This window comes from Oceanotoga teriensis (genome assembly GCF_003148465.1).
GTDB lineage: Bacteria > Thermotogota > Thermotogae > Petrotogales > Petrotogaceae > Oceanotoga > Oceanotoga teriensis.
On sequence record NZ_QGGI01000002.1, the window covers coordinates 190568 to 211735 of the forward strand.

Consider the following 21168-nt stretch of genomic DNA (forward strand, 5'->3'; position numbering starts at 1 on the left):
ATTAATGGCTGGTAATGATACATTATCTCAAGATGAGATAGATAAAATATTAAATTCCTTATCAGATTCATCTGAAGAAGGTGGCGGTGAAGATATAGTAGCAGCCAGTCTTGAAGAAAAAAAAGTAAGAGAATATAACTTTAGAAGACCGGTTAAATTTTCGAGAGAACAGCAAAGAACTATACAATTAATTCATGAAAACTTTGCAAGGGAATTATCAACTTATTTATCCGGAAGAACAAGAACATTTGTTGAAGTAAGGTATGCAAGTATAGATCAAATTACTTTTTCGGAATTTCAACAATCTCTTACTACGCCCACATATATGGCAATTTTTTCAACAGATATGCTATCTGGAAGCGCCATACTTCAAATAGGACTTGATATTGGATATGTTATGATTGATAAACTCTTAGGAGGTCCTGGAGTTGCTTTTGAACAACTAAGAACACCAACAGATATAGAAATGTCTATACTTAGAAAAGAATCGGCTGTGATGCTTAGATCTTTAGCTAAATCATGGTCTATAATAACTGATTTTGATATAATGTTGGATAAAGTTGAAACTAATCCACAATTTGTTCAAATAGCACCGCCAAATGAAATGACAATATTAATAACTATGGCTATAACTGTTAGAGATGTACAGGGATTTATAAATATTTGTTTTCCATCATCTACTTTAGAGCCAATTTCGAATAAATTATCCACAAGAATGTGGACACAATCTTTTAAAAAATCTGAAAAGCAAAAAGAAACTCTAAAAAAATTATTAATGTTATCTGAATTACAACTTTCTGCAACACTTGGGAATGCTTCTTTAGAGTTAAGGGATTTGATGAATTTAAAGCTTGGAGATGTTATAAGATTGAACAGTTTTTATGAAGATCCAATAGACTTAAATGTTCAAGGAGTGCCAGTATACAAAACAAAAATAGGTAAAAATAAAGGATATTATGCAGTTAAGGTGGAAGAAGAGAATAAAGACTTATTAGAAAAACTTTTAATTCAACAATCATTAAAAAATGAAGAAGTTTTCGAAGAAGATAAACCACCTGTTGAAGGGGGTGAAGAATAATGCTTGGTGATGATTTTTTAAGTCAAGAAGAATTAGATTCATTATTACAAGGCTTAAATGAAGAAGAAAATGGAGATAATAAAGATTCAAATGTTGATATTGATAGTACAGTAGATATGATGGGTGAAATAGGTAATATAGCTATGGGATCAGGATCTACCACATTATCTACACTGTTAAGAAAAAAAGTTAATATAGGTTCTCCAGAATCTGATATAGTAAAATTTAAGGATATAAAAACTAATTTTCAAGATCAACAATTGGTAATAATAATAAATTATAAAAAAGGCTTGGAAGGATTAAATACTTTTGTTTTACCTGCCAAGATGGCATTAATAATTTCAAATTTGATGATGGGTGGAGATGGAAACGTTGAAGAAAATGCTGAACTTGATGAAATAAGTAAAAGTGCAGTAGGAGAAGCTATGAACCAAATGATGGGATCGGCTTCTACAGCTATGTCAGAATTTTTAAAAACATCTGTTGATATAACACCTCCTGAAATAAAAATACTCGATTTTTCAAGTCCAGATACAGTATTTCCTCCTTTAAATACATCAGAAGATGAAGATATTATATCTATAAGATTTAATATGGAAATAGAGGGTCTTACAAAAACTATATTTTGGCAGTTTATACCATTAAAATTTGCTAAAGTAGTTCAAGATTTGATGAAAAAAGTTATGGAAGAAGAAAATAAAGATTCAGAAGTTAAACCTCAAAATAATATAAATCAAAATGAACCAACTCATACACCAGAAATACCTAATACGAGGCAACAAACACAACAAGTTTCTCAACAACCAGTTCAACAACAAGCACCTCAACCAACTCAACAATATCAATATATACCTGATGATACAAATTATTCAAACCCAAATATTATACAACAAGGAAGTGAGGTTACCGTGAACCCTGTTAATTTTGGAGAAATAGATGGTAATCCTCCATCTATGAGAAGTGGTGAAAAAGTAGATTTATCAAAATTACAATTATTATTAGATGTACCTTTAGAAATAAAAGTTGAACTTGGTAGAGTTAATATGTCTCTCAGAGAAGTTCTGGATTTACATCAAGGTTCTATGATACAACTTGATAAACTTGCTGGAGAGCCTCTTGATATATATGCAAATGGAAAATTGATAGCTAGAGGAGAAGTAGTTGTAATTGAAGAAAGTTTTGGTATAAGAATAACAGAAATAGTATCTTTGAAAGAAAGGTTAAGAACGATCAAATGAAAAAGTACTTCATCTTAATCTTTTTACTCATAGGAATATTTATCTTTTCGAACAATGCTTTTGAAAAATATATAGCAAGTTTAATAGTAAAAGATAATTTGAAATTACAATTAAAAGTAATTATGGAAATAACTAAACCAACAGTCATAGAAAGTGATGTCTATTTTTTAAAAAACAGATATTTAATAATAAAAATAAATAAGCCCGAATTATTTTCGGGCATTGATTACGTATATGATATATTTGAAAATATTTTTTATACATCATCTCAAAATCATACAGACTCTTATGAAGAAGTAAATGTTTTAACTGCAAGCATACCTCAATTATTCCAGGGAATACTGATATCTTTTAAACCTGAAAAGTTAAATCATAAAAGTTTTATCGAAGATGAAATGATTATAGATTATTATGAACCTAAGACAAAAAATTTTTTAAAATTATTAAATGTTGATTTTGTCAAATTCAAAGTTTTTTTTAAGCAACCAAAAGAAGAAATATTGATGTTTGAAAAGTTTCAAATTTTAAATTCTCAAGAAAATAAAAAAATAGATTTTTATATTACAGAAATTGATAATTTGAAGGAAGAAGAATTAGATAATTTAATAAATAATATTATAAAATGATTTTATTCAAAAGATAGTTTTTAAATCTATCATCTTTTAATCTTCTATCATTATCACTAAAAAGATAATCGAGTTGTAATTTTATTAAATCAGATTCTCCAGGCTTTCCATGTCCTGGAGCTATTTTTTTGAAATTAATTTTTTTCAAAGATTCTAAAGTATTTACCCACAAATCAATATTAGAATTATAAAGCTCTGAATGTACTTTTGAAAAAATCAAATCTCCAGAAATTAAAACATTCATAGGCTTCAACATATAAATTGTAGAATCGGTAGTATGACCTCCAACGATTTTTGAAGAAACAATAATATCATCAATTATATTATAATTAGTATTAGTAAAAAGTTCTATATTCTTATTTTCAAAATTTATATTAATATCTGAAAAATTAAAATCAGATAATTTTGAAATTTCTCTCAATTGATTTTCAGTAAAATTAGTGAGATATTTAAAAGTCAGATCGCTCATAGTTATATGTAAATTTTTTTTATTAAAGATAGCTCCAAATGAATGATCTGGATGATAATGAGTTAAATATATATTTTTTAATTTCTTTCCAGTTTTATCTTCTATTATTTCTGTCATTTCATTAAATTTTTTAGGGTATAAAGAACTATCAAAAGCTATGAGACCTTTTGAATATTCTAAAAAAGTTATATTACTCGCACCATTTTCAAACCAAAAAAAATACAGATTATTATACTGATAAAGCAATTTTTTTCACCTCTCAACTCTTTTAATTAATTTTTCTGTATAATAGTCTGGAAATCCTTTAATTTTAATGATATAATTTTTGTAAGCCAAACAAACTATAGAGGTGATAAACTTGTTGATAAAAGATTTTTTAAAGAAATATTGGTGGAGATACTCCATTGGAATACTGTTTTTGATAGTAGTTGATATCATTCAAATTTATATACCAAAACAAATAGGAAATATAGTAGATGTACTCGAAATACCAAATTTTCAAATGAATGATATAAAAAAATTAATTTTAGGTATAATCTTTTTGGCATTTGGATTAGTTATAGGAAGATTTTTGTGGAGAATATTTATTATAGGAGCAGCTAGACTTTTTCAATTTAAAACTATAAATAAAATGTTTGATCATATAATCGAGTTAGATCAAAATTTCTATGATAAATGGAGAACTGGAGATTTAATGACAAGATTCACCTCTGATACTAATCAAATAGAAAGATTAATGGGACCAGCAGTTATAATGTTAGTTGATACATTATTTATGTCCATTTTTACAATAATTGCAATGGGGAATTTTGTGAATTGGAAATTGACTTTTTTAGCAATAATACCTTTGCCATTAATAGCAATAATCTCATTATTTTTTGGAAAAGTAATTCATAAGAAATTTACACAACTTCAAGAAGATACATCAGAGCTTTCTAACATAACAGAAGAGAGTGTTGCAGGTGTTGATGTTATAAAATTATATTCAAATAAAAAAACTATGGAAGATATATTTAACAAAAGATCTAAAAGATATTATGATTCATACATAAGTCTTATAAGAATATGGGGATTGATGTTTCCCTTAGTTATGCTTTTGGGTGCAATGGCAACATTATTTGTCTTCTTTTTTGGTGGGAAAATGGTTATAATGAATGATATAACCCTTGGTCAATTTATAATGACTAATCAATATGTAGGAATGTTAATATGGCCGATGATGGCTTTTGGATTTTTAATTAACAATATTCAAAGGGGAAGAGCATCATTAAAGAGAATAAATAATGTTTTAGAACAAAAAAGTTTAATAAATGAGCCAGAAATGAGACAAATGGAATTCACTGGAAATTATCAAATAAAAGATTTAAATTTCAATTATCCTGAAAATGAAAGAAAAGTTTTAAAAAATATAAATATGAACATAAAACAAGGTGATATGATAGCATTTGTTGGTAGAGTTGGATCTGGAAAATCAACAGTTGCGAAACTCATGGCAAAAATATATCCTGTTGACAAAGGAAAAATAATTATAGATGATAAAGATATAAATGATATAAATGGAAAATCCATAAGAGATCATGTATCATATGTACCTCAAGATAATTTTTTATTTTCAATGACCATAAGAGAAAATATCTCATTTTCAAATAAAAAACTCGAACCTAAAGCAGAAAACTATGCTAAAATGGCGAGTGTTCATGGAGATATTTTAAATATAGAAAATGGATATGAAACTGTTGTAGGAGAAAGAGGTGTTACATTATCTGGAGGACAAAGACAAAGAGTTTCTATTGCAAGAGCTTTGGCAAAGAAATCTGAAATAATAATACTTGATGATTGTTTATCAGCTGTTGATACCGAAACAGAAGAAGCAATAATAAAAAATTTAAGAAAAGAAATAAAAAATAAAACTATAATAGTGATATCTCACAGATTAAAAGCTGTTAAAGATTCTGATAAAATATATGTTTTTGAAGATGGTCAAATTATAGAAGAAGGAAATCATAATCAATTGATGGACAAAAAATCTGTTTATCACTCAATGTATATGAAACAATTGATAGAAGATAAGTTGGGAGAGGAATACAATGGCTAATATAAGAGATGAAGTTTTTATTGAAGAACAAGAAAAAGGATTAAGTGATTCAAAAACATTCAAAAAACTTTGGAAATATATAAAAAAATATAAAATAATATTGATGATAGCACTTTTATCTTTGACTTTCTCAACAATAATAGATTTAATGTTGCCATATCTTATAAGATATGGTATAGACAATGTTATAAATGTAGAATATACTTTTTCAAAAAATGAAAAAAATGAATATATTTTAAAGGATGATGGAATATATAAATTAGATTCAAAAGATGAAAAATATTATTTTTTAAATAAAGAAACACAACAAAAAGAATATATAAGTAAAGAAAGATTTGTATCTTATAAACAAGAAAACATAAATAAAGTTACATCATTTTCTGGAATATTTTTAATAGTATTAATATTTCAATTGATAATAAACTATTCACAAGTATTTTTTTCAAACCTTTTAGGTCAAAAAGTAATATATGATATAAGAAGTGATTTATTCAAACATATAGTAAGAGTTAAATATCGTTTTTTTACACAAAATCCTTCGGGAAAAATAACAACAAGAATAGTAAATGATACACAAAATCTTTCAGAATTTTTTTCTGATGTTATGAGTGCTTTAATGAAGGATATAGCAATACTTATAGGGGTATTGATATTAATGTTTGTTTTAAATGTAAAACTAACATTATACACTATAATAACTTTTCCAATAGTACTCATTGCAGTGTATTTATTTAGAAAATTTGATAGAAAAGCTTATGATAAAGTTAGGACAAGAATCTCAATAGTAAATGCATACTTAGCAGAAAATATTTCTGGAAGTCTTGTTACAAAACTTTTCAATCAAGAAAAAAGAAAAAAAGAAGAATTCAATTATATAAGTTCAAAATTATATAGTGCAAGATTGAATCAAATGATCGTATTTGCGATATTTAGACCCATGATGAATCTTTTATTCTATTTAACCATGAGTCTTCTTTTATGGTTTGGATCAAAGGGAATAAGAGATAGTTTTATAACTTTTGGTACTTTATATGCATTTACAGCTTATGTTGAAATGTTTTTTAAACCTCTTTTTGATATAGCAGAAAAATATGACATAATGCAAAATGCTTTTGCTTCTGCTGGAAAAATATTTAAATTGTTTGGTGAGACACATGAAGACCTTGGAAATGCCAAATATAAAAATATACAAAAGGGAGAAATAAGATTTGAAAATGTTAAATTTTCATATAATGAAAATGAAAATTATGTTTTAAAAGGTGCAAGCTTTTCGATAAAAGAAAATGAAAGGGTTTCAATAGTTGGCGAAACAGGTTCTGGAAAAACAACCTTGATAAAACTCATAAGTGGATTATATAAATATCAAGAAGGAAATATATATATAGATAATAAAAAATTATATGATTATGATATAGATTCGATAAGACAAAAAATAGCAGTAGTTCCTCAAGATGTATTTTTATTTTCTGGTAATATAATAGATAATATAAGACTTTTTAATGAAAATTATAGTGATCAAGATGTTATAAACGCAGCTAAAACTGTATATGCACATGATATAATTGAAAAATTACCAAACTCTTATAATACAGAGATATTAGAAAGAGGAGGAACTTTATCCAGTGGTGAAAGACAACTCATAGCTCTTGCAAGAGCAGTTCTATACAATGCAAAAATTATAATATTGGATGAAGCAACTGCAAATATAGATGTTGAAACAGAAGATTTAATTCAAAAGGCTTTAGATAAAATCTCATTAAATACGACTATAATATCTATTGCTCATAGACTTTCTACAGTTAAAAGTTCAAACAGAATAATAGTTGTGCATAAAGGTAAAATCGCAGAAGAAGGCTCACACAGTGAATTAATGAATAAAAAAGGAATATATTATGATCTATACAAACTTCAATTTGAAAATTCTTAACATATAATTAATATTTTTTATACTATATATAGTGTTTATTAATATGTAATGAAATTAAAATCATCTTCTAAAAAAAATAATACAATCCTTATTTAATAAAGGGTTGTATTATTTTCATGAATAAATCAAATTTTCCAATAAAATACATATAAATATTAACAAAAGATGTTATAGAAGTTTCTGAAATGAGAACAAATTAATTGCAAAAAAATCTTAACATTTAAAAAGATATAAAAAATTAACAAATAAAAAAATAATATCTAATCTATATCATTGATAAAAAGGGATTAATAGAATTTATTATTCTGTAATCCTTTATAATAAAGAGTTATAAAGATTTAATCAAAAATTTTCTTGATTAAGGTTCATGAATGTGATAAGCTATATATTGGCTATATATTAAGGGGTGGAATTTGTATGAACAAGGAAGAACTTCATGAACAGTTAAAATTAAATATATCCAGAGAGACTTGGAAAAATTGGTTTAACACATCACAAATTATATCTATGGATGAAAATGAAGTTATAATAGGTTTGGGAAATCCATTTTTAAAAGACACAGTAGAGAAAAAATTTGGATCTATAATAAATGAAAAAATAAATGATATTTTAGGAAAAAATATAAAAGTTAAATATCAAGCTTCAACTATAGATAAAAATACCAAACCTCTATCAGGACCTTTGATCAGAAACAGACCTTTAAAATTATCAGAATTTAATCCTGAATTTACTTTTGAATCATTCGTTGTTGGTGAATCCAACAGAATGGCTTATTACTCTTCAATAGAGGCTTCTAAAAATCCCGGGAAATTTAATCCCTTATTCATTTATGGAGATGTTGGTTTAGGAAAAACTCATTTAATGCATTCTATTGCAAATTATATATTAGAACATTCTCCTGATTTAAGAGTTAGATATTTAACCGCTGAAGATTTTATGAATGAAATGATGGATGCTATAAGAAACAAACAAATGGAATCTTTCAGAGAACGATTTAGAAAAACAGTTGATATCTTACTAATAGATGATGTACAATTTTTAATAGGAAAAAATAATGTTCAAAACGAACTCTTTCACACATTCAATTCACTTTTTAATGCAGGAAAACAGGTTATAATATGTTCAGATAGAACACCAGATGAATTGGCGACATTTCATCCAAGATTGATAAGTAGATTTGAAATGGGATTAGTTGTAAATATTGAAACTCCAGATGAAAGTACGAGATACTTAATAGCAAAAAAAATGGCACAGATGATATCATTACAAATGTCAGATGATGTAGCTCATTATTTAGCAGAACATGTAGATCAAAACTTAAGACGATTAAGAGGAGCTATAATGAATTTGCTACTTCATACAAAGATTACTGGAGAACCAGTTAGTGTTTCTTCAGCAAAAAAGATAGTTGATTCTATAGTTAGAATGAATAAATCAAAAACGAAATATAATTCTAAAGAAGCTTTTGAAACAATAAAATTAAATACTGTAATAGACACAGTTATTGAAGAATTTAAAATATGTAGAGAAGATCTTTATTCTAATTCAAGAAAGAAAAATATTTCTGAGGCAAGACAAGTTTTAGCATACATATTAAAAATATATATGAAATTGTCTGTAAAGGAAATATCAAAGATACTAAAAAGAAATCATTCAACAATAAGTCATTCAATAAAAAAAATAGATCATTCATTGATGTTAGGTAATAATATAATAAAAAGTAAAATAGATAATATAAAAGAAAAGATGGAATCTGAAAAAGTTGATTTAGATTTAGTATGAGTAAAGGATGGTTTTATACCATCCTTTTTCAAATATTTATCAGAGACTAATTTAAAGATATAATTGGCTATAAATACAATATATTAGCTATTTCTTTGATTAATAAGTCGATAGAAATATTGAAATTTTTTTCATAATCATTTAAACTATATATGTAAGTAAATTTTATTTCTGGGAGAGTGATGAAATGAAAGCATTGTTAAAAAAAGAACCAGGCAAAGGATTTACATTGGAAAATGTTGAAGAACCAGTTATAAAAAATTCAGATGATGTGAAAATAAAGATATTAAGAACATCGATATGTGGTACGGATGTACACATTTATGAATGGAATAAATGGGCTGAAGAAAGGATAAAAACACCTCAAATTGGTGGTCATGAATTTGTTGGTGAAGTAATAGAAATTGGAGATAATGTAAAAGGTTTAGTACCTGGAGATATAGTTGCCAGTGAAACTCATATTCCATGCAAAGTATGTTATCAATGTAAAACTGGAAATATGCATGTATGTAAAGATATGCAGATTCTTGGAGTTGATAGAGATGGAGTATTTGCTGAATATGCAGTAGTTCCAGAAATTGTGTTATGGAAATTAGATGAAAGTATACCATTAAAATATGCATCAGTTATGGAACCTTTAGGTAATGCTATACATACAGCTACAGCTACTGATTTAAGAGCTAAACATGTATTAATAACGGGAGCAGGACCAATAGGAGCGATGGCTATACAAGTTGCAAAAGCTTCAGGTGCTGCAACAATCATTGTAAGTGAAGTTTCTGAATATAGAATAAATATGGCAAAAGAAGTTGGTGCAGATCTTGTTATAAATCCATCTAAAGAAAATTTATATGAAAAAGTAATGGAATTTACAGGAAATCATGGAGCAGATGTTTTATTAGAGATGTCTGGAAATGTAACAGCTTTAAATGATGGAATTAAATCTGTCAGAAATGCTGGATTTGTATCTATATTAGGTGTATATAATGAAGAAAAAATACCTTTTGTTATGAACACAGCTGTTTTTAAAAATCTTACAATACAAGCAATAACTGGTAGAAAAATGTTTGAAACTTGGCATATTGCAACTCAATGGCTTAAATATAACAGAATAAATATAGATAAAATAGTTACTCATGAAATAAAAATGGAAGATTTTGAGAAAGGTTTTGAGTTGATGATGTCTGGTAAAAGTGGTAAAATTGTAATGAAAGTATCAGAATAGGAGGGATCTAATTGAATATTTATGAAGAATTAACAAAAGAAATGAAAGAACTTGAAGAACAAGGGCTTCTTGTTAATATAAGAACTTTAGAGTCAGCTCAGGGAGCATGGCTTAATATGAATGGTAAAAAAGTTTTAAATATGTGTTCAAATAATTATCTTGGTTTTGCCAATGATGAAAGATTAAAAAAGGCTTCTATAAAGGCAATAGAAGAATGGGGAGTAGGTCCTGGAGCAGTTAGGTCTATTGCTGGAACATTGACTATACATAACACATTAGAATCAGAACTTGCAAAGTTTAAACATGTTGAAGACACTTTAGTAGTGCAATCTGGATTTAATGCAAACCAAGCTATAATACCCGCAATAATGAGATCAGAAGATGCAATACTATCAGATGAATTAAATCATGCAAGTATAATAGATGGAGTTAGATTGACAAAATCAAAAAAATACGTTTGGAAACATAAAGATGTAAAATCTTTAGAAGAAGCTTTAAAAAAAGCTGATTCTGAAAATGCCAAAAGAAAATTAATAATTACTGATGGAGTTTTTTCAATGGATGGTGATGTAGCTCCACTTCCAGAGATTTGTGATGTAGCTGAAAAATATAATGCTCTTGTTATGGTTGATGATGCTCATGGTGAAGGAGTATTGGGTTCAAATGGTAGGGGAATAGTAGATCATTTTGGACTTCATGGAAGAGTTGATATAGAAGTTGGTACATTATCAAAAGCTTTTGGTGTAGTTGGTGGATTTGTAGCCGGTAAAAAAGAGCTCATAAAATATTTAAAACAAAAAGCAAGACCATTTTTATTCTCAAGTTCATTATCTCCAGCAGAATCAGGAGCAGCTCTTGAAGCTATAAAAATATTGACTGAAAATGATATAGAAGTAAAAAAACTTTGGGATAATGGAAAGTATTTCCAAGAAAAAATGAGAGAAATGGGATTTGATACTGGAGAAACTGTAACTCCTATCACACCTGTTATGCTTTATGAAGCAAAGACAGCAAAAAAATTCTCTTCAAGATTGTATGAAGAAGGAATATTTGCATCAGCTATAGGATTTCCAACAGTTCCAAAAGGAAAAGCAAGAATAAGAGTTATGATAAGTGCTGCACATAGTAGAGAAGATCTAGATTTTGCACTTGAAAAATTTAAATTAATAGGTAAAGAACTTGAAATAATATAAAGAATGCTTCGGCATTCTTTTTTTATCAAAATTTATATAATAATTAAAAACTAAGTAATAAATAATATAACTTAATGAATAAAAAAATGATATAATACCTCGTATGAGGAGGTATTATAATGCTAAAAGAGAACAATTATGATGTAATAGTTGTTGGGGCAGGTCATGCAGGTATAGAAGCGGCAATAGCTTCATCAAAAATGGATTTAAAAACATTATTATTAAACATAAATTTAGATTCTGTTGGATGGACACCATGTAATCCAGCAATTGGAGGACCAGCTAAAGGTATAGTTACAAGAGAAATAGATGCACTTGGAGGAGTTCAAGCTAAAGTAACTGATAAAACAATGATAAATGTTAGAATGTTGAATACATCAAAAGGAATAGCTGTAAGAGCTTTGAGAGCGCAAGTTGATAAATATGAATATTCTCGAGAAATGAAAAAAATACTTGAAAATCAAAAAAATTTGACTTTAAGATATGGACTTGTAAAAAATATTATAGTAGATGGGAATGAAATAAAAGGTGTTGAAACAGAACTTGGTATAACTTATTATTCTAAAGCTGTAATATTAACAACTGGAACTTACTTAAGAGGGAAAATTTTCATTGGAAGAAATGTATTTCACTCCGGAAGAATGGGAGATTTATCGGCAGATTCTTTAACAGAATCATTAAATAAATATGGAATAAAAACCAACAGATTTAAAACGGGAACTCCAGCAAGAATAAATAAAGATTCTATTAATTTTGAAAATTTAATAAGACAAGATACATCAAAAAGTCCCTTAGCTTTTTCATTTTTCAATAAACCAAAAATATTAAAAGATGATTTTCCTTGTTGGATTACAAGAACAACAGAAAAAACTAATGAAATAATAAAAGAATATATAAACTATTCACCTCTTTATGGAGATATAAAATTAATAGAATCAAAAGGTCCAAGATATTGTCCATCGATAGAAGATAAAGTTATGAAATTCAATAGAGACAAACATCAGTTATTTTTAGAACCAGAATCTAAATATTCAAAAGAATATTATATAAATGGATTAAGTACAAGTCTTCCATATGAAGCTCAAGTAAAAATGTTACAAAGTATACCAGGCCTTGAAAATGCCATTGTTGAAAGACCTGCTTATGCTGTTGAATATGATTATATTTTACCTGAACAACTAAAATATACATTAGAATATAAAAATATATCAGGACTTTACTTTGCAGGCCAAATAAATGGAACGAGTGGATATGAAGAGGCAGCTGGACAAGGTTTGATTGCAGGTATAAATGCAGCTTTAAAAATAAAAAACAAAAAAGAATTTATTTTAAATAGATCTGAATCTTATATAGGAGTATTAATAGACGATCTAATAAACAAAGGGGTAGATGAACCTTATAGATTATTAACATCTAGAGCAGAATATAGATTATTATTAAGACATGATAATTCACATTTCAGACTTATAGATTATGGTTATCAATTAAACTTAATAAATAAAGAAGAATATGAAGAAGTAAAAAAAGTAGAAAAAGAAATTAATTATCATTATGATAAAATTCAAAATATAAAAATAGAAAAAACTTATTTAAATGAAATATTAGAAAAAAATAATTCAACAAAAGTAGATCATAAAACTAATATGTCTGATATTTTAAAAAGACCTGAAATATCTTTTTACGATTTGAAAAATTTTTACAATGAAAAAATAGAAGATGAAAGAGTTATAGAACAAATAGAAATAAGGTTTAAATACGGTGGATATATAAGAAAAATGAAAGAAGAAATAGAAAAGATGAAAAAATTAGAAAATGATCTAATTCCTGTAGATATGAATTATGACGAAGTTCATAATTTGGCTTTTGAAGCGCGTGAAAAATTAAAAAAAATAAAACCAAAATCTATAGCTCAAGCTATGAGAATACCTGGTATAAATCCATCTGATATAATAAATCTGAGTTTATATATAAAAAAATAATGAAGAGCTTAAGCTCTTCATTATTTTATAGTATATTTAAAAACTATTATATCTTTATCATCTGAACCAAAATCTTTTGAAGTAGAGTAACCAGCAACATAAATATTGCCTTTTTCATCTATATCTAAAGAATAAGCAACATCATCGCCATCTCCACCGATTATTTTAGTCGATTCAATATAACCATCTGAATTGAATTCAAGTAATATTATATCTTTATCATTTTTTCCTTCAGGAGTAGTATAACCAGCAACATACAAATTATTGTTAGGTCCTTCTTTCACAGAATAGCCATGATCTGATTTTATATCACCATAACCTGATTCCCAAAGCATTTTTCCATCTTTTGAAAATTTAACTAAATAAAAATCTGACCAACCATCTTTCCAAGAACCATCATAACCTACTGCAACATAACCATCCTTAACTTCTTTAACTTCAAATCCTCTTGCATAATCTCTTCCAGTGAAAACATTTGTCCATAATTCTTCACCAGTCAAGGTAACTTTTGTCATCATAAACTTAGTTCTACCCTCAAAGAAATCAACAATAGTTCCAGCTATTATAAGATTTCCATCAGTAGTTAATTCCATACTCAAAGGTTTAATATCTGAACCAGCTTGACCAATAGGTAACCATTTTGTCCATACAACATCTAAACTATCTTTAGAAACTTTTATAAGTTTCCCTTTCATGTTTAAAGTTTTAGGATCTGTTCCATAACCTAAAAGTATATAAGAGTCATTTAATTCGACCATAGCTGTACCTTTTTCAATACCAAAATTTTTAATATTCTTTTTAAATCCATTTTCGCCTAATTTAGCAAGAAAAATGTCATAATCTGTGGAATAAGATCTTGTAGAACCTACAGCTACAGGATTTCCATCAAAATCTTCGAATCCCCATAATAACCAGTCATTATTTGAACCGCCAACTAATTCTTTTGATAATATTTCGCCTTTAGAATTTAATTTAATAACTAGTCCATCTTCGTTGTAACCATTAGGATCTGATACACCAAATAGGTAAGCTCCATCCTCAACAGCATTCACATAAAAAATTTCTTGTTCACCCTCCATAGGATAAACTCTACCCCAATCAAGATTAGGCGCTGCAAAAGATAATAGTCCCACTAATAATACCATTATTACTAGAATTCTTGGTTTCATGATTATCCCTCCTACCAAAATTCATTTTATTATAAATCATTATAATTATAACATAAAAAAAAGTAAAAAAGAAAACTAAGTAAGTTTTAAAATCTTTGTTTTTAGCTCATTTATATTTGACAAGACTTGTATTTCTATTTCATCGTTTAATAAAATATCATAAAAGTTTTTATAAAGAATATTCTTTATAAAATCAACTTGCTTATTATCGATATCATATATTGACAACAAATAGATTTCAGAATTTAAACGGAATAAAGAATATTTGAAAAAAATATCTTTGAATGAATACTTAAGAATATTTAAAATTTTCAAATTAAATTCAAAGTATTTTTCATAAGAGTTATAATTACTTTTTTTAAATTTAATCATAATATTTAAATTTGATTTTTTATTTAAAATATCGAACATACTATAAAAATCTAATTCATTATAAATATTAAAATAGTTATACTGTTTCTTATTATTAATCTCATTTAAATAAGAATAAAAATAAATATTATTTTTAAATAGGCTTATAAATAAAAGAATACTATCTTCAATATTTTTATTTGAGGATTTTATGGGAAATAAAAATATTTTATATTCAAAATTAAATTCTATCATTACAAAATATATATCAAAAATGTTTTTATCTGTATTTATATCAAGATTTTCATCATCAACAATTTCTTTTATATTATAGACTTTATAAAGAGAAATATTCTTTTTTTGTATATCCTCAATATCAAATTTAATTTTTTTAAATTTATATATAAAAGATCTTTCATTTCCAAAAAATTTTTGGAATTCAAAATAATTTTTATGTTTTTTATAACTAATTACTGTATTTAAAAAAGAAAAATTTTTAGAAAAATTATCAATGAGCATTTTAAATAAAGAATCCTCATTAAAGAAAAATACATCATTTGATTCGTTTTTAGGAATGCAATTATAAATATTTATTTTTTCTTTTTTTAATTTATTTATATAATCAATTATTTTTTTAAAACTAACATCATAATTTCTATCGTCTAAAAATTTAGTTTTATTTAATTCATTAGATAATAAATCTATATTTTGAAATAATTTTTTTCTTGAATTACTTATGATATTATAAATTACCAACAAAGAAATAAAAAATAAAATTGTTATAGTTATCGAAGTCATATAAAATAAATTAAAATATTCATTATTTGTATCTTCATAAACGATAAAAAATTTTTTATTCAAGAAATCCAAACTTTTTATAGCATAGAACTTTTTTTCATCATTTATAATTGAAACACTATTATCATTATAATTTTTTAAAAATAAACCATTTACTATTAGATCATTTTTATTTTTAAAAGATACAAAGGGTGAATTAAATGTATTAAATTTACTTTCCAATATAAAATATCCCATATGTTTGTCGGTTATTTTTCCTGATTTCAATTCAAAGCTTTTCATAGCAATATAAAAATAAACTTCATCATTATGATAAAAAAAATCGCTTAAAAATATATTTTCTTTTGATAAAGATAATTGAAACAAATTTTTATTAAAAAGTGTTTTATTCAAAGGGATTTTATCATATGGCATTAATATATTAAATTTATTATCAGTCAAAAAAATTTTAGAATCTTCTTTTCCCATATAAATATCATTTATATAATCCATATACCTATCATGATAAGTTTTATATAATACAAGATTCTCATCTAAGATCAAATTGTTTTTTAATGAGTTTTTTTCTTGCAAATTTAATTTTGAATAATAATTAGTTAATATTCTATTAGCTGTATTTCCCATTATATCTTTTGATAAAATAGATAAAATCGTTTTTTTTGAATTTAGATAAGTTATCTGAGATTTAGAGTAACTTTCAACATTTTTTTCGACTTGTTTTTCAAATATCTTTAAATTTGAGTTTATTAAATAATAAAAATTTAATAAATTAAATAATAAAATGAATAAAATAAGAAATACATTTTTTATTATAAATTTTTTATTTATATCCATAAGAATCCCCCGTATAAAACAATATTATGATAAATTATACCTTAAGAACTTTTTATTTCAAAATAAAAAGTAGTGTGTTTAAAACACACTACTTTAAGAATATCATTGTTGAGGTTGTTGAGGATCTTGATAATCATTAGGTCCTTGAGGATCTTGAGGTCCTTGACCATTTTGTCCATTTTGACCATATATTTGCTGACCTATTTTCATTGATTCTTGTTTTATTTCATCAACTAAAATTTTAATTTTACCTATATTATCTTCAGCAAGAGCATCTCTTAAATCTTTTATTTTTAATTCTAAATTAGATTTTACATCTTCTGAAATCTTATCTTTATTTTCATTCAAAAGTTTTTCCATTTGATAAGCTAAATCTTCAGCTTGGTTTTTAAGCTCAATTTCTTCTCTTTTTCTCTTATCTTGTTCTTCATATTCTTGAGCATCTTTAATCATTTTTTGAATTTCATCAGAATTTAACTTTTGTCTTCCAGTAACAACCATAGATTGTTCTTTGTTTGTACCTAAATCTTTTGCTGAAACATTAACAATTCCATTTGAATCTATATCAAAAGTTACTTCTATTTGAGGAACTCCACGAGGAGCAGGAGCTATTCCAGTTAATTTAAAACTACCCAATAAAGCATTATCTTTTGCAAGTGTTCTTTCACCTTGAAATATTCTAACTTCAACTTCTGGTTGAAAATCTACTGCAGTAGTAAAAGTCTGGGATTTTTTTATAGGTATTTTAGAGTTTCTTGGAATTATATTTTGAACTAATCCACCCTTTACTTCTACACCTAAAGATAAAGGAGTTACATCAACTAATACAATATCTTTATCTGTATTTCCTGTCATAACTGCCCCTTGAACAGCAGCTCCCAATGAAACTGCTTCATCTGGGTTTACTCCTTTATTAGGTTCTTTACCAAAGAATTCTTTTACAAGTTTACTAACAGCAGGCATTCTTGTAGAACCACCAACTAAAAGAACTTCATCTATTTCATTTACAGAAAGACCGGAATCTTTCAATGCATTTTCCATAGGAATTCTTGTAGCTTGAATCAAATCGCCAACTAAATCTTCGAACTTAGATCTTGTTATTTTCTTTTCTAAATGAAGAGGTTGACCATTGGCTACAGTGATAAAAGGTAAATTTATTTCAGTTTCAAGTTTAGAAGAAAGTTCTATTTTTGCACCTTCGGCAGCTTCTTTTAATCTTTGAATTGCTTGTTTATCTTCTCTCAAATCCACATTATGTTCTTTTTTAAATTCTTCTGCGAGAAAATCTATAAGTTTTTGGTCGAAGTCATCTCCACCAAGTTTATTATTACCAGATGTTGAAATAACTTCTATTATATCATCACCTATTTCTAGTATAGAAACATCGAAAGTACCACCACCAAGATCATATACAACTATTTTTTTATCTCCTGAATTTGATTTATCAAGTCCAAAAGCAATAGATGCTGCTGTAGGTTCATTAATAATTCTTAGAACTTCTAAACCAGCTATTTCACCAGCCTCTTTTGTTGCCTGCCTTTGTGAATCATTAAAATAAGCTGGAACTGTTATAACTGCTTTTGTTATTTTACCATTCAAATAATCTTCAGCATCTTTCACTAATTTTTTTAATATAAATGCACTTATTTGTTGTGGAGAATAAGATTTATCATCTATTTTAACAATATGATCAGTACCCATATATCTTTTTATAGATCTAACAGTCTTATCTGAATTCAATACAGCCTGTCTCTTAGCTGGTTCTCCAACTATAATTTCACCATCTTTTGTAAAAGAAACAATAGATGGTGTTGTTCTTTTGCCTTCTGAATTTGGAAGGATTTCAACATTTCCATCAGGTTTCATCCAAGAAATTGCTGAGTTCGTTGTACCTAAGTCTATACCTACTACATATTCTTTTTGACTCATAGTTAAACCTCCTTTTACATCTTAACATTTTCAATAATATTATACTTTAAAAAAAACATTATTTCAACCCATTTCAAAAAAAATAGAAAAAGGCTATAATCGTTATTAAAATTTAATTTAAATTTATTTAAATGTATTTGTTTCTAAAATTTATATCACTTGTAATAATAGAGTGAAAAAATCAATAAAAATTTTCTTTTAAATCGGAAAATATATTATTATAATCATTTAAATATTTATTTCTTGACAATTTTTCGTCTATTGAAAATGTTTTTAATTCAAAAGAATCTTTTGAGAATCTATTTATAATTTCTCCATTTGGAGATGTTAATTGACTCATACCTGTAAAATTATATGAAACATCATTATTTTTTTGTTCTCCATAAGTATTTGAAGTTGCAATAAAAATTTTATTCTCAAGGGCTCTTGTTTTTGAAGCTTCTTGGCAATAGGGCATTACAAGATTTGATGGATGTAGTATTATATCGGAGTTCATTTTACTTAATTTTCTAAATGACTCAGGAAAAAACCAGTCAAAACATATAGCTATACCATACTTTATATTATCCACTTCGACTACTTTAAAACCAGTATTTCCATTATCAAAAAATAATTTTTCTTTATAAAATAAATGAGTTTTTCTATAAACTTCTATATTCCCATATTTTGTTATCATACATGCAGAATTGTAATATGAAGTATTTTCCTTTTCAACAAATCCATATACTATATTTAAATTATTTTTTAAAGATAAATTTTTTAAGGTTTTAAAGACTATTCCTTGATTTTCCATGGGAGATTCATAGACATATTCTAACTCATTTTTATTTTTAAAAGAATATCCTGTAAAAGCTAATTCAGGCAAAACTAAAGTTGTATCTTTCAGATTTTTTATAGCGTTTACAACAAAATCTAAATTTTTCTTTTTTTTCAAAAATTCTATTTTATATTGTAATATACTTACATTAAACATTGCATTTCACCACCCTTTTTTCTGAAATTATATAATCTAATTTTATATCATGATTTTCTGATTTAATATTTTCAATTATTTGAAAATCAAAACAAAATCCTATTAAAACACTTCTTTGATTTAAATCAAAGAATTTATCATAAAAACCTCCACCGTATCCAATTCTTTCGCCTTTTATGTTGAAAGCCAAACCCGGTATAATATAATAGTCTAAAGAATTATTTATAGTATTGTTAAATGGTTCAGAAATCCCATAATTACTTTTCAATAAAATAGAATCTTTAGAAAATTCATGAAAATTCATATATTTATTTTTAACTTTTGGTAGATAAAAATATACATCATTCAAAAGATCTGTTAATAATAAAGGATTTATTTCATTTCTTATAGGATAAAATAAACCAATACTTTTTGGCTTTTTATCTTTTAAAAAATTTAATACATTTATACAAGCAATTTTAGAGTTTTTTATAATTAATTCATTTGAAAGTTTATTTCTTTTTTCTTTTAATTGTTTTCTAATTAAAGATTTTTGCATGGTTTCCTCCTTAAATTTAATTTTTAAAATTTCGAAGTAAATTAATTATAACAAAATTATGTTATAATAAAAAAGGCTATAATAGATAATTTAAAGCGAATAGCTTTTTAAAAGGAGATGCTTTTTTTGTTATTAGATTTACATTGTCATAGTACATTTTCAGATGGAACTAAAAATCCAGCGGAAATAGTTAAAATTGCTAAAGAAAAAAACTTAGAATACTTATCTTTAACAGATCATGATAATACTAGAGGTATAAAAATTGCTCATGAAGAAGCAAAAAAAAGTGGAATTAACTTTGTTACTGGGGTTGAAATAAGTTGTGAATATCCTACTATGTTAGATATGTTAGGTTATGGAATGAATATTTATGATGAAAAATTTCATGATACATTAGAAAAACTTTTGAAATATAGAGAGGATAGAAATATACTTATGATTGATAAATTTAAAACTCTCGATATAGATATAAATATTGAAGAAGTTCAGAAAGAAGCTGGAAGTAAAGTTATAGGTAGACCTCACTTTGCAAGAGTTTTAGTGAAAAAAGGTTATGTTAATAATAAAGATGAAGCTTTTGATAAATATCTTGGAGATGGTAAAAAAGCTTATATGCCTAAAAAAAGACTAACTCCAGAAGAAGCTATTGATTTAATAAAAAATGCTGGGGGATATCCAGTTTTAGCACATCCAAAATATATAAATCTTAAGTCTAAAGATTTTATTAAACTTGTTAAAAAGTTGAAAAATATTGGATTATCTGGAATAGAAGTATTTTATAGTAAACATTCAAAGGGAGAGATAGAATTTTTCAAACAAGTTGCAATTGAAAATGATCTACTTATGACTAGTGGAAGTGATTTTCATGGTGAAAACAAACCAGATATTTCTCTTGGTATGAGTGTCGAAGATAAATATTTAGAAAAAACAATAAATACATTATTTAAAAGTTAAGGGGGAGTTG

16 protein-coding genes are annotated in these 21168 nt (G+C 26.0%); 10 read left to right on the forward strand and 6 right to left on the reverse strand.

Annotated features, from left to right (window positions below; genetic code table 11):
- Positions 1–4 precede the first annotated feature (4 nt).
- Genes fliM through C7380_RS02520 form a run of 3 tightly spaced genes read left to right on the forward strand, consistent with a single transcriptional unit; the run spans position 5 to position 2942 of the window.
- A complete protein-coding gene (gene fliM, locus C7380_RS02510; protein WP_109603906.1) occupies positions 5–1078 on the forward strand; it encodes a flagellar motor switch protein FliM in 1074 nt (357 codons plus the stop codon).
- The gene (gene fliY / locus C7380_RS02515; RefSeq protein WP_109603907.1) at positions 1078–2316 is read left to right on the forward strand and encodes a flagellar motor switch phosphatase FliY; all 1239 of its coding nucleotides are present in this window, start codon (positions 1078–1080) and stop codon (positions 2314–2316) included. The genes fliM and fliY overlap by 1 nt, the downstream gene beginning before the upstream one ends.
- Positions 2313–2942, forward strand: coding sequence for a hypothetical protein (locus tag C7380_RS02520; protein ID WP_109603908.1), 630 nt, complete (start codon positions 2313–2315; stop codon positions 2940–2942). Before fliY ends, C7380_RS02520 begins: the two co-directional genes overlap by 4 nt.
- Here C7380_RS02520 and C7380_RS02525 read toward each other — a convergent pair.
- Positions 2932–3657: an MBL fold metallo-hydrolase gene (locus C7380_RS02525; RefSeq protein ID WP_109603909.1), complete on the reverse strand. Its 726-nt coding sequence runs from the start codon at positions 3655–3657 to the stop codon at positions 2932–2934. The genes C7380_RS02520 and C7380_RS02525 overlap by 11 nt on opposite strands.
- A gap of 115 nt (positions 3658–3772) precedes the next feature.
- Between C7380_RS02525 and C7380_RS02530 the strand changes: the two genes are divergently transcribed.
- From C7380_RS02530 to mnmG, 6 genes are all read left to right on the forward strand, one after another.
- Complete coding sequence (locus C7380_RS02530; RefSeq protein WP_109603946.1) at positions 3773–5506, forward strand: ABC transporter ATP-binding protein; 1734 nt, start codon at positions 3773–3775, stop codon at positions 5504–5506.
- Positions 5499–7433, forward strand: coding sequence for an ABC transporter ATP-binding protein (locus tag C7380_RS02535; RefSeq protein WP_109603910.1), 1935 nt, complete (start codon positions 5499–5501; stop codon positions 7431–7433). Before C7380_RS02530 ends, C7380_RS02535 begins: the two co-directional genes overlap by 8 nt.
- 417 nt (positions 7434–7850) lie before the next feature.
- Positions 7851–9215, forward strand: a complete 1365-nt coding sequence (gene dnaA / locus C7380_RS02540; protein WP_109603911.1) for a chromosomal replication initiator protein DnaA — start codon at positions 7851–7853, stop codon at positions 9213–9215.
- A 187-nt stretch (positions 9216–9402) separates the two neighbouring features.
- Entirely contained in the window at positions 9403–10440 is a 1038-nt protein-coding gene (gene tdh, locus C7380_RS02545) for an L-threonine 3-dehydrogenase (protein WP_109603912.1), read from the forward strand.
- An 11-nt stretch (positions 10441–10451) separates the two neighbouring features.
- Positions 10452–11633, forward strand: coding sequence for a glycine C-acetyltransferase (locus C7380_RS02550; RefSeq protein WP_109603913.1), 1182 nt, complete (start codon positions 10452–10454; stop codon positions 11631–11633).
- A 119-nt stretch (positions 11634–11752) separates the two neighbouring features.
- On the forward strand, positions 11753–13612 hold the full coding sequence (gene mnmG, locus C7380_RS02555; protein WP_109603914.1) for a tRNA uridine-5-carboxymethylaminomethyl(34) synthesis enzyme MnmG: 1860 nt from the start codon (positions 11753–11755) through the stop codon (positions 13610–13612).
- Positions 13613–13632: 20 nt separating this feature from the next.
- On the opposite strand, the gene C7380_RS02560 is transcribed toward mnmG, so the two are convergent.
- The 5 genes from C7380_RS02560 to C7380_RS02580 all read right to left on the reverse strand — a co-directional run bounded on the left by C7380_RS02560 (position 13633) and on the right by C7380_RS02580 (position 20204).
- Positions 13633–14781 carry an SBBP repeat-containing protein gene (locus tag C7380_RS02560; protein WP_109603915.1) on the reverse strand — a complete coding sequence of 383 codons (1149 nt, stop codon included), beginning with the start codon at positions 14779–14781 and terminating at the stop codon, positions 13633–13635.
- A 75-nt stretch (positions 14782–14856) separates the two neighbouring features.
- Complete coding sequence (locus C7380_RS02565) at positions 14857–16764, reverse strand: hypothetical protein (RefSeq protein WP_109603916.1); 1908 nt, start codon at positions 16762–16764, stop codon at positions 14857–14859.
- A 102-nt stretch (positions 16765–16866) separates the two neighbouring features.
- Complete coding sequence (gene dnaK, locus C7380_RS02570) at positions 16867–18693, reverse strand: molecular chaperone DnaK (RefSeq protein WP_109603917.1); 1827 nt, start codon at positions 18691–18693, stop codon at positions 16867–16869.
- A 181-nt stretch (positions 18694–18874) separates the two neighbouring features.
- Positions 18875–19666, reverse strand: coding sequence for a nitrilase-related carbon-nitrogen hydrolase (locus C7380_RS02575; protein WP_109603918.1), 792 nt, complete (start codon positions 19664–19666; stop codon positions 18875–18877).
- On the reverse strand, positions 19659–20204 hold the full coding sequence (locus C7380_RS02580) for a 5-formyltetrahydrofolate cyclo-ligase (RefSeq protein WP_109603919.1): 546 nt from the start codon (positions 20202–20204) through the stop codon (positions 19659–19661). Before C7380_RS02580 ends, C7380_RS02575 begins: the two co-directional genes overlap by 8 nt.
- A gap of 126 nt (positions 20205–20330) precedes the next feature.
- Between C7380_RS02580 and C7380_RS02585 the strand changes: the two genes are divergently transcribed.
- On the forward strand, positions 20331–21158 hold the full coding sequence (locus tag C7380_RS02585) for a PHP domain-containing protein (protein WP_109603920.1): 828 nt from the start codon (positions 20331–20333) through the stop codon (positions 21156–21158).
- The last annotated feature ends 10 nt before the right edge of the window (positions 21159–21168 follow it).

What these genes read in the sequence shown, in the direction of transcription:
- fliM (WP_109603906.1), top strand. Translation starts at nt 5, where the DNA reads ATGGCTGGTAATGATACATTATCTCAAGATGAGATAGATAAAATATTA.
- fliY (WP_109603907.1), top strand. Translation starts at nt 1,078, where the DNA reads ATGCTTGGTGATGATTTTTTAAGTCAAGAAGAATTAGATTCATTATTA.
- C7380_RS02520 (WP_109603908.1), top strand. Translation starts at nt 2,313, where the DNA reads ATGAAAAAGTACTTCATCTTAATCTTTTTACTCATAGGAATATTTATC.
- C7380_RS02535 (WP_109603910.1), top strand. Translation starts at nt 5,499, where the DNA reads ATGGCTAATATAAGAGATGAAGTTTTTATTGAAGAACAAGAAAAAGGA.
- dnaA (WP_109603911.1), top strand. Translation starts at nt 7,851, where the DNA reads ATGAACAAGGAAGAACTTCATGAACAGTTAAAATTAAATATATCCAGA.
- tdh (WP_109603912.1), top strand. Translation starts at nt 9,403, where the DNA reads ATGAAAGCATTGTTAAAAAAAGAACCAGGCAAAGGATTTACATTGGAA.
- mnmG (WP_109603914.1), top strand. Translation starts at nt 11,753, where the DNA reads ATGCTAAAAGAGAACAATTATGATGTAATAGTTGTTGGGGCAGGTCAT.
- C7380_RS02560 (WP_109603915.1), bottom strand. Translation starts at nt 14,781, where the DNA reads ATGAAACCAAGAATTCTAGTAATAATGGTATTATTAGTGGGACTATTA.
- C7380_RS02565 (WP_109603916.1), bottom strand. Translation starts at nt 16,764, where the DNA reads ATGGATATAAATAAAAAATTTATAATAAAAAATGTATTTCTTATTTTA.
- dnaK (WP_109603917.1), bottom strand. Translation starts at nt 18,693, where the DNA reads ATGAGTCAAAAAGAATATGTAGTAGGTATAGACTTAGGTACAACGAAC.
- C7380_RS02575 (WP_109603918.1), bottom strand. Translation starts at nt 19,666, where the DNA reads ATGTTTAATGTAAGTATATTACAATATAAAATAGAATTTTTGAAAAAA.
- C7380_RS02580 (WP_109603919.1), bottom strand. Translation starts at nt 20,204, where the DNA reads ATGCAAAAATCTTTAATTAGAAAACAATTAAAAGAAAAAAGAAATAAA.